This is a genomic window from Anaerotalea alkaliphila (assembly GCF_010179735.1).
Taxonomy (GTDB): Bacteria; Bacillota; Clostridia; order Lachnospirales; family Vallitaleaceae; genus Anaerotalea; species Anaerotalea alkaliphila.
This window is the reverse complement of the sequence record NZ_JAAEEH010000019.1, coordinates 51,992-58,246: the sequence shown is the minus strand read 5'-3', so window position 1 is coordinate 58,246 and position 6,255 is coordinate 51,992. Positions and strand designations below refer to the sequence as shown.

Annotated in this window: 5 protein-coding genes, 7 tRNA genes, 1 rRNA gene and 1 pseudogene; all 14 read left to right on the top strand. The window is 55.5% G+C overall.

Going from position 1 to position 6,255, the window contains the following annotated elements; all coding sequences use genetic code 11:
• Window positions 1-96 (top strand): 23S ribosomal RNA (locus tag GXN74_RS08300); the annotation flags it as partial.
• A 115-nt stretch (window positions 97-211) separates the two neighbouring features.
• Window positions 212-285, top strand: a tRNA-Asp gene (locus GXN74_RS08295).
• Window positions 286-344: 59 nt separating this feature from the next.
• Window positions 345-417, top strand: a tRNA-Val gene (locus tag GXN74_RS08290).
• 19 nt (window positions 418-436) lie between these two features.
• Window positions 437-509, top strand: a tRNA-Thr gene (locus GXN74_RS08285).
• Window positions 510-531: 22 nt separating this feature from the next.
• Window positions 532-613 (top strand) — tRNA-Tyr (locus GXN74_RS08280).
• Between the two features lie 37 nt (window positions 614-650).
• A tRNA-Met gene (locus GXN74_RS08275) sits at window positions 651-723 on the top strand.
• A 10-nt stretch (window positions 724-733) separates the two neighbouring features.
• Window positions 734-806: transfer RNA gene (locus GXN74_RS08270), tRNA-Phe, on the top strand.
• Window positions 807-810: 4 nt separating this feature from the next.
• Window positions 811-883: transfer RNA gene (locus GXN74_RS08265), tRNA-Lys, on the top strand.
• A gap of 66 nt (window positions 884-949) precedes the next feature.
• Window positions 950-2,377 carry an aminotransferase class I/II-fold pyridoxal phosphate-dependent enzyme gene (locus GXN74_RS08260; protein ID WP_162370461.1) on the top strand — a complete coding sequence of 476 codons (1,428 nt, stop codon included), beginning with the start codon at window positions 950-952 and terminating at the stop codon, window positions 2,375-2,377.
• Between the two features lie 20 nt (window positions 2,378-2,397).
• Entirely contained in the window at window positions 2,398-3,027 is a 630-nt protein-coding gene (gene tmk, locus GXN74_RS08255; protein WP_162370460.1) for a dTMP kinase, read from the top strand.
• Window positions 3,028-3,060: 33 nt separating this feature from the next.
• Window positions 3,061-3,390 (top strand): cyclic-di-AMP receptor, encoded by a 330-nt coding sequence (locus tag GXN74_RS08250; RefSeq protein ID WP_162370459.1) that lies wholly within the window; start codon window positions 3,061-3,063, stop codon window positions 3,388-3,390.
• A gap of 13 nt (window positions 3,391-3,403) precedes the next feature.
• Window positions 3,404-4,393, top strand: a complete 990-nt coding sequence (holB, locus tag GXN74_RS08245; protein WP_162370458.1) for a DNA polymerase III subunit delta' — start codon at window positions 3,404-3,406, stop codon at window positions 4,391-4,393.
• Between the two features lie 54 nt (window positions 4,394-4,447).
• A pseudogene (locus GXN74_RS08240) lies at window positions 4,448-5,344 on the top strand (PSP1 domain-containing protein); the annotation flags it as partial.
• 160 nt (window positions 5,345-5,504) lie between these two features.
• A complete protein-coding gene (locus tag GXN74_RS08235; RefSeq protein WP_162370456.1) occupies window positions 5,505-6,239 on the top strand; it encodes a tRNA1(Val) (adenine(37)-N6)-methyltransferase in 735 nt (244 codons plus the stop codon).
• The last annotated feature ends 16 nt before the right edge of the window (window positions 6,240-6,255 follow it).

Here is a 6,255-nt window from a genome sequence, read left to right as displayed (position 1 = left end):
TAAGACCCCTGGAAGACTACCAGGTTGATAGGTTGGAGGTGTACGCATGGCAACATGTTCAGCTGACCAATACTAATCGGTCGAGGGCTTGACCTAGGCGACTAGGCGTCAAACCATAATTGTGTAAAAGGTTGAAAATGCTGGTGGTTTTTGCTGTGGAAAATGCTGTGTGGAAGTGACATGTACATATCCAGTGGATGAAAGTCCATCTGGCCCAGTAGCTCAGTTGGTTAGAGCGCCGGCCTGTCACGCCGGAGGTCGAGGGTTCGAGTCCCTTCTGGGTCGTAAGGTCAAGCCGCTAAGGTTGCCTGAAATAAACGTCGGTCAAGCTAGACCAAATCCCAGGGCGCATAGCTCAGCTGGGAGAGCACCTGCCTTACAAGCAGGGGGTCACAGGTTCGAGCCCTGTTGCGCCCATTTAATGGAATATGGATATGCCGACGTGGCTCAATTGGCAGAGCAGCTGACTTGTAATCAGCAGGTTATCGGTTCGAGTCCGATCGTCGGCTTTTGTTGTTTGCATTCATATGAGGAGGGATTCCCGAGTGGCTAAAGGGGGCAGACTGTAAATCTGTTGGCACCGCCTTCGAAGGTTCGAATCCTTCTCCCTCCATTCAACAAGAAAAAACGCATCACCATTTTCACCATGCCGCGGAGTGGAGCAGCTGGCAGCTCGTCGGGCTCATAACCCGAAGGTCACAGGTTCGAATCCTGTCTCCGCAATTTCAAGAATGCCCAGATAGCTCAGTCGGTAGAGCAGAGGACTGAAAATCCTCGTGTCGCTGGTTCGATTCCGGCTCTGGGCACTGTGGGTCACTAGCTCAGCTGGCAGAGCACTGGACTTTTAATCCAGGTGTCCCGGGTTCGAACCCCGGGTGACTCATAAGAGAAGGACGCGTGCATAGCACGCGTTTTTTGCGTATAGGAAATCATAAGGGAGGATGGCCCTATGGAAGAATTGTTGTTTGACCGGTTGCAGGCGTATGCCAGGGAAGTGTATCCGATGCATATGCCGGGACACAAAATGGGAAGGATTTCCTGGATGGAGGACATGCATGCCTTGGATGCCACAGAGGTGCCGGGGTTGGACCATCTGCTCCATGAGGAAGGGATCCTGGGTGAGGCCCAAAGGCGGGTGGCCCGGATCTGCGGCGCCGATAGGACTTTTTTCCTGGTGAACGGAAGCACCGTGGGCATGCTGGCAGCCCTGTCCGCAAGCACCAGGCCCGGAGGGGAGGTCCTGTTGGCCAGGAACTGCCATCAGGCGGTCTTCAACGGGGCCTTCCTGCACCGGTGCATCGTCCATTGGTGTTATCCAGAGCAAATGGACGGATTGGGGATTCATGGAGGGATCCTTCCGGAAGCTGTGGATAAGATCCTCCGGGAGAAGCCTGGAATCGAAACCGTCGTGGTCACTTCCCCCACCTATGAAGGGGTCGTTTCCGACATTCGCGGCATTGCCCGGGTGGTCCATGGACATGGGAAGGTCTTGGTTGTGGACGAAGCCCATGGGGCGCACTTCGTCTTCGGCCACGGAGCACCCCCTTCGGCCATTTCCCAGGGAGCGGACCTGGTGGTGCAGAGCCTGCACAAGACCCTTCCCTTCTTCACGCAGACCGCCCTGCTGCATGCGTGTGGCCATCGGGTGGATGTGGACCTGGTTTCCCGTTATTTGGGAATCTACCAGACGAGCAGCCCCTCCTATGTGTTCATGGCCCAGATGGAGAAGGGAATGGTCCGTCTGGACCGGGAGAAGGAACGCTTCCAGGAGTATGCCGGGCATCTGGAACGGTTGCGGAGCGGAATCGAGGCCTTGGAGTTCGGAACCCTCCTGGGAAAGAGGCACCAGGGATTCCATGGAATCCAGGCGGTGGACCTGGGGAAGATTTGCCTTTTCACCCATGCCCATCTGCCAAACGGAGCGGTTTTGGAGCGGTTCCTGCGGAATCAAGGTGTCCAATTGGAGATGGCGGGTTTGGGTCATGTGGTGGCGATCACAAGTGTGGCGGACAGCAGGGAAGGATTTGCTTTGCTTCTGCAGGGCCTTGAAAAGGCCAAAGAATTTTTCAAAAACAGCCGGGGTTGTGCTATAATGGAAACAGGCATCAGCGGCAAGGAACCTTTCAAACAACCGGTTTCCACGGCTCCCCTGACCCTCTTCGAAGCAGGTACGGCGCCCAAAAGGATGTGCGGTCTGCTGGAGGCGGAAGGGTCCGTTTCGGCGGCCATGGTGCATGTGTATCCCCCAGGGATTCCGCTGCTTGTTCCAGGGGAACGGGTGGAGAAGAAGGCCATTGCCATCCTGCAGGAATGTTTGGAGTCGGGGTTGCATGTGGTGGGATTGGAAGATGGATTGTTGCCGGTGGTGGCGATTTGAGAAAGCAAAGGACAAGAGCCATGAGAGGATTGTTCATTACGCTGGAAGGCATGGATGGTTCGGGGAAATCGACCCAAATCAACCTGCTGGAGGCATATTTCAAGAGCCGGGGAGCCGAAGTGGTCTTGACCCGGGAACCCGGTGGGACCGTCATCGGGGAAGAAATCCGGTCGATGCTCCTGAACAGGGAGTACGCAGAAATGGCGGAAACTACGGAAGCATTGCTTTATGCGGCATCCAGAGCCCAACTGGTGGAGGAGGTCGTGCGGCCGGCCCTGGCTGAAGGGAAAATGGTCATCTGCGACCGGTTCCTGGACTCTTCCCTGGCATACCAGGGAATCGCCCGGGAGCTGGGTGTGGAGCGGGTCGTTTCAATCAACGATTTCGCCTTGGAAGGTTTGCGGCCGGACCTGACCATATTCCTGGATCTGCAGGCAGAGGAAGGTTTGAAAAGGAAAAAGGACCAGAAGGATCTGGACAGGATGGAAATGGAGAAGGTGGATTTCCATCGGAAAGTCAGCGATGCCTACCGGTTCCTGGCCCGGCAGGATTCCGCAAGGATCCTCCAGCTGGATGCAAGTCAGGACCAGGAAGAAATCCACAAGGCCATCGTGGAGAGGATCCGAAAGACATTTACAGACGGACCATGACAAGAGACAGTACGATTGGAAAGGGGTTTTACCATGAAAATGATCATCACCATCATCCATGACGAGGATTCACACAGGCTTCTGCACAGGTTGAACAGCGAAGGCGTCATGGCGACGAAGCTGGCCAGCACGGGAGGCCTGTTGAAGACGGGAAACACCACCTTCTTCATCGGAATCGAAGAAGAGAAGGTGGATTTTGTGATCGGACTGATCAAAGAGGAATGCCAGACGACGAAGCAGATGTCCTTGATCAATCCCCCCATTTCCAACATGCCGGAGGGATTCATGTCCTATCCTGTGGAGGTGACCGTGGGAGGTGCCACGATTTTTGTCATCGATGTGGACCAATACCTGAAGATCTGAGGGCGGAGGGAGCATGTTCGATTACCAGGACGTCATAGGCCATGAAGATGTGCTGTTGCATATGAGGAACGCTGTAAAACGGAACAAGGTCTCCCACGCCTATCTGTTCGCAGGCGAGGAAGGGAGCGGAAAGACACTGCTCTCCCAGGTGTTCGCCAAGGTTTTGCTGTGTGCCGAAGAACAAGAGGAGCCATGCAACGGGTGCTCCTCTTGTATACTTTTCAATGCCGGAAACCATCCGGACCTGGTCCATGTGCGGGCCACGAACAAGACCAGCATGGGGGTGGAGGATGTGCGGGTGCAGGTGCAGGAAGAACTCCATCTGCTGCCCTACCAGTCCAGATACAAGATCTACCTGCTCCATGGGGCGGACCAGATGACCATACAGGCGCAGAACGCCCTGTTGAAGACCTTGGAGGAACCTCCGGAATACGCCATGTTCTTCCTATTGGCGGAAAACCCCGGAAACTTCCTGCCCACCATCCTGTCCCGCTGCGTGCTGCTGCATGTGAAGCCGGTCCCCCATGCCCTGGTGGACCATTACATCCGCACCGTCCTGAAGAAACCCGACTACCAGGCCAGGCTGCTGACCGCCTTTTCCAGAGGCAACATCGGGAGGGCGATCCAACTGTCTTCCTCCCAGGCTTTTCTGGAAGCAAGGGAGTCTGTGATGGGGTTGATGGAAGTGTTTATCAAAGGGAACGAATATGATATAATCGAAGCTGCAGGCGGTCTGGACCAGTACAAGGGAGACTTCCACACGGTGATGGAGCTGTTCCAGACATGGCTGCGGGATTTGCTGGTGGTGAAGGAGGTGGGCGACAGCGCCTACCTGGTCCATCAGGACCAGTACCAGGTTTTGCAGCGGCAGGGGATGCATCTGTCCTATGGACGGATCGGCAAGCTGCTGGAGAATCTGGATCTGCTGCAGCAGCAGATCCGGTTCAATGTGAACTTGACTTTGGCGTTGGAGATGATGTTCCTGAACGCCATGCATGTATAGGCCCAAGGGGGAGAGGAAACTGCCGGAAGGCAAAGAATGGACAAGGAGAACAAGATGGTTAAAGTCATAGGTGTGCGTTTCAAGAAAGCGGGAAAGGTCTACTATTTCGATCCCGAAGGCAAGGATATAGCCAAAGGCCAGCATGTGATCGTCGAGACGGTCCGCGGTGTGGAATATGGGAAGGTGGTCCTGGGCACAAAGGAAGTGCAGGACGAATCGGTGGTGCAGCCGCTGCGGAAAGTGCTTCGGGTGGCCACGGCGGAAGACGACGCACTGGAAGAGGAAAACAAGGCCAAGGAAAGAGAGGCCTTTGCGCTGTGCCAGAAAAAAATAAAAAAACACAACCTGGAGATGAAGCTCGTCGACAGTGAATATACATTCGACAACAACAAGCTGCTGTTCTATTTCACCGCAGACGGACGGATCGATTTCCGCGAGCTGGTGAAGGACCTGGCCTCCGTGTTCAAGACAAGGATCGAGTTGCGCCAGATCGGTGTGCGGGACGAGACCAAGCTGATGGGAAGCATCGGCATCTGCGGGAGGTCCCTGTGCTGCAATTCCTTCCTGAGCGAGTTCCATCCCGTATCCATCAAGATGGCAAAGGAACAGAACCTGTCCTTGAACCCGACAAAGATTTCCGGTGTATGCGGACGGCTGATGTGCTGTCTGAAATATGAGGAATCCACCTACGAGATGCTCCATGACAGCCTGCCCCAAGTGGGGGACATCGTGACGACGCCGGGCGGAAAGGATGCGGAGGTCATCAACATCAACATCATCCGGCAGTTGGTGAAGGTGGTGGTGCGCAACGAAGAAGCCCCTGAAATCCTGGAATACAAAACTTCCGAACTTACGGTCAAGAGCAGGTCCAGGCGTTTCCAGAAGGCTTCCCTCCCCAAGGAGGAATATGCGGAGCTTAAGAAGCTGGAAACCATGGAGAAGACCCAAGGGGAACAGGAACCGGCCACGGAGAAGAAAAGGGAACCGAAAAGGGAACAGCGGCGGGAGCCCAGAAAGGAACAGAGGAAAGACCCAAGGAGGAAACCCCCAAAGGATGCCCCCAAGGACGGACCCAAGGAGCCTTCCGGGGAACCGAAGAAAGAGAGAAGGAATGAAGGCCCTAAGAAAAGGTGAGCGGGTCGATGACCTGCATCGCAACGGATACAAGATCATCCAGCATCCGGAAAGATTCTGTTTCGGCATGGATGCGGTCCTATTGTCGGGATTCGCCCAGGTGAAGAAGGGGGAAAAGGTCCTGGACCTGGGAACAGGCACGGGCATCATCCCCATCCTCCTGGAGGCAAAGACGGAAGGGGAACACTTCACCGGCCTGGAGATCCAGGAGGAAAGCGCGGACATGGCCAGACGTTCTGCTGCCTTGAACGGATTGGAGGAAAAGGTCTCCATCGTGCAGGGGGACATCCGCCAGGCGCCGGAACTGTTCCCGTTGGCCAGTTTCGACGTGGTCACTTCCAACCCCCCCTATATGAATGTGGGGTATGGGTTGAAGAATCCGGATTCCGCCAAGGCCATCGCCAGGCACGAGGTGCTCTGCACCTTGGAGGATGTGGTCCGTGCCGCCGCGAAGCTACTGAAGGTGGGGGGGCGTTTCTATCTGGTGCACAGGCCCCATAGGCTGATTGAAATCATCGGAGCCCTCCAGGGGATGGAGTTGGAGCCGAAGAGGATCAAGATGGTCCATCCCTTCCTGGAGAAGGAGGCCAACATGGTGCTGATCGAGGCGGTCCGGAAGGGAAGGTCCATGGTCAAGGTGGAGCCGCCGTTGGTGGTTTACAGGGAACCAGGGGTCTATACGCCGGAAATATATGACCTGTATGGATACTGACGAGAAAGGAGGAACA

What these genes read in the sequence shown, in the direction of transcription:
- GXN74_RS08260 (WP_162370461.1), top strand. Translation starts at nt 950, where the DNA reads ATGGAAGAATTGTTGTTTGACCGGTTGCAGGCGTATGCCAGGGAAGTG.
- tmk (WP_162370460.1), top strand. Translation starts at nt 2,398, where the DNA reads ATGAGAGGATTGTTCATTACGCTGGAAGGCATGGATGGTTCGGGGAAA.
- GXN74_RS08250 (WP_162370459.1), top strand. Translation starts at nt 3,061, where the DNA reads ATGAAAATGATCATCACCATCATCCATGACGAGGATTCACACAGGCTT.
- holB (WP_162370458.1), top strand. Translation starts at nt 3,404, where the DNA reads ATGTTCGATTACCAGGACGTCATAGGCCATGAAGATGTGCTGTTGCAT.
- GXN74_RS08235 (WP_162370456.1), top strand. Translation starts at nt 5,505, where the DNA reads ATGAAGGCCCTAAGAAAAGGTGAGCGGGTCGATGACCTGCATCGCAAC.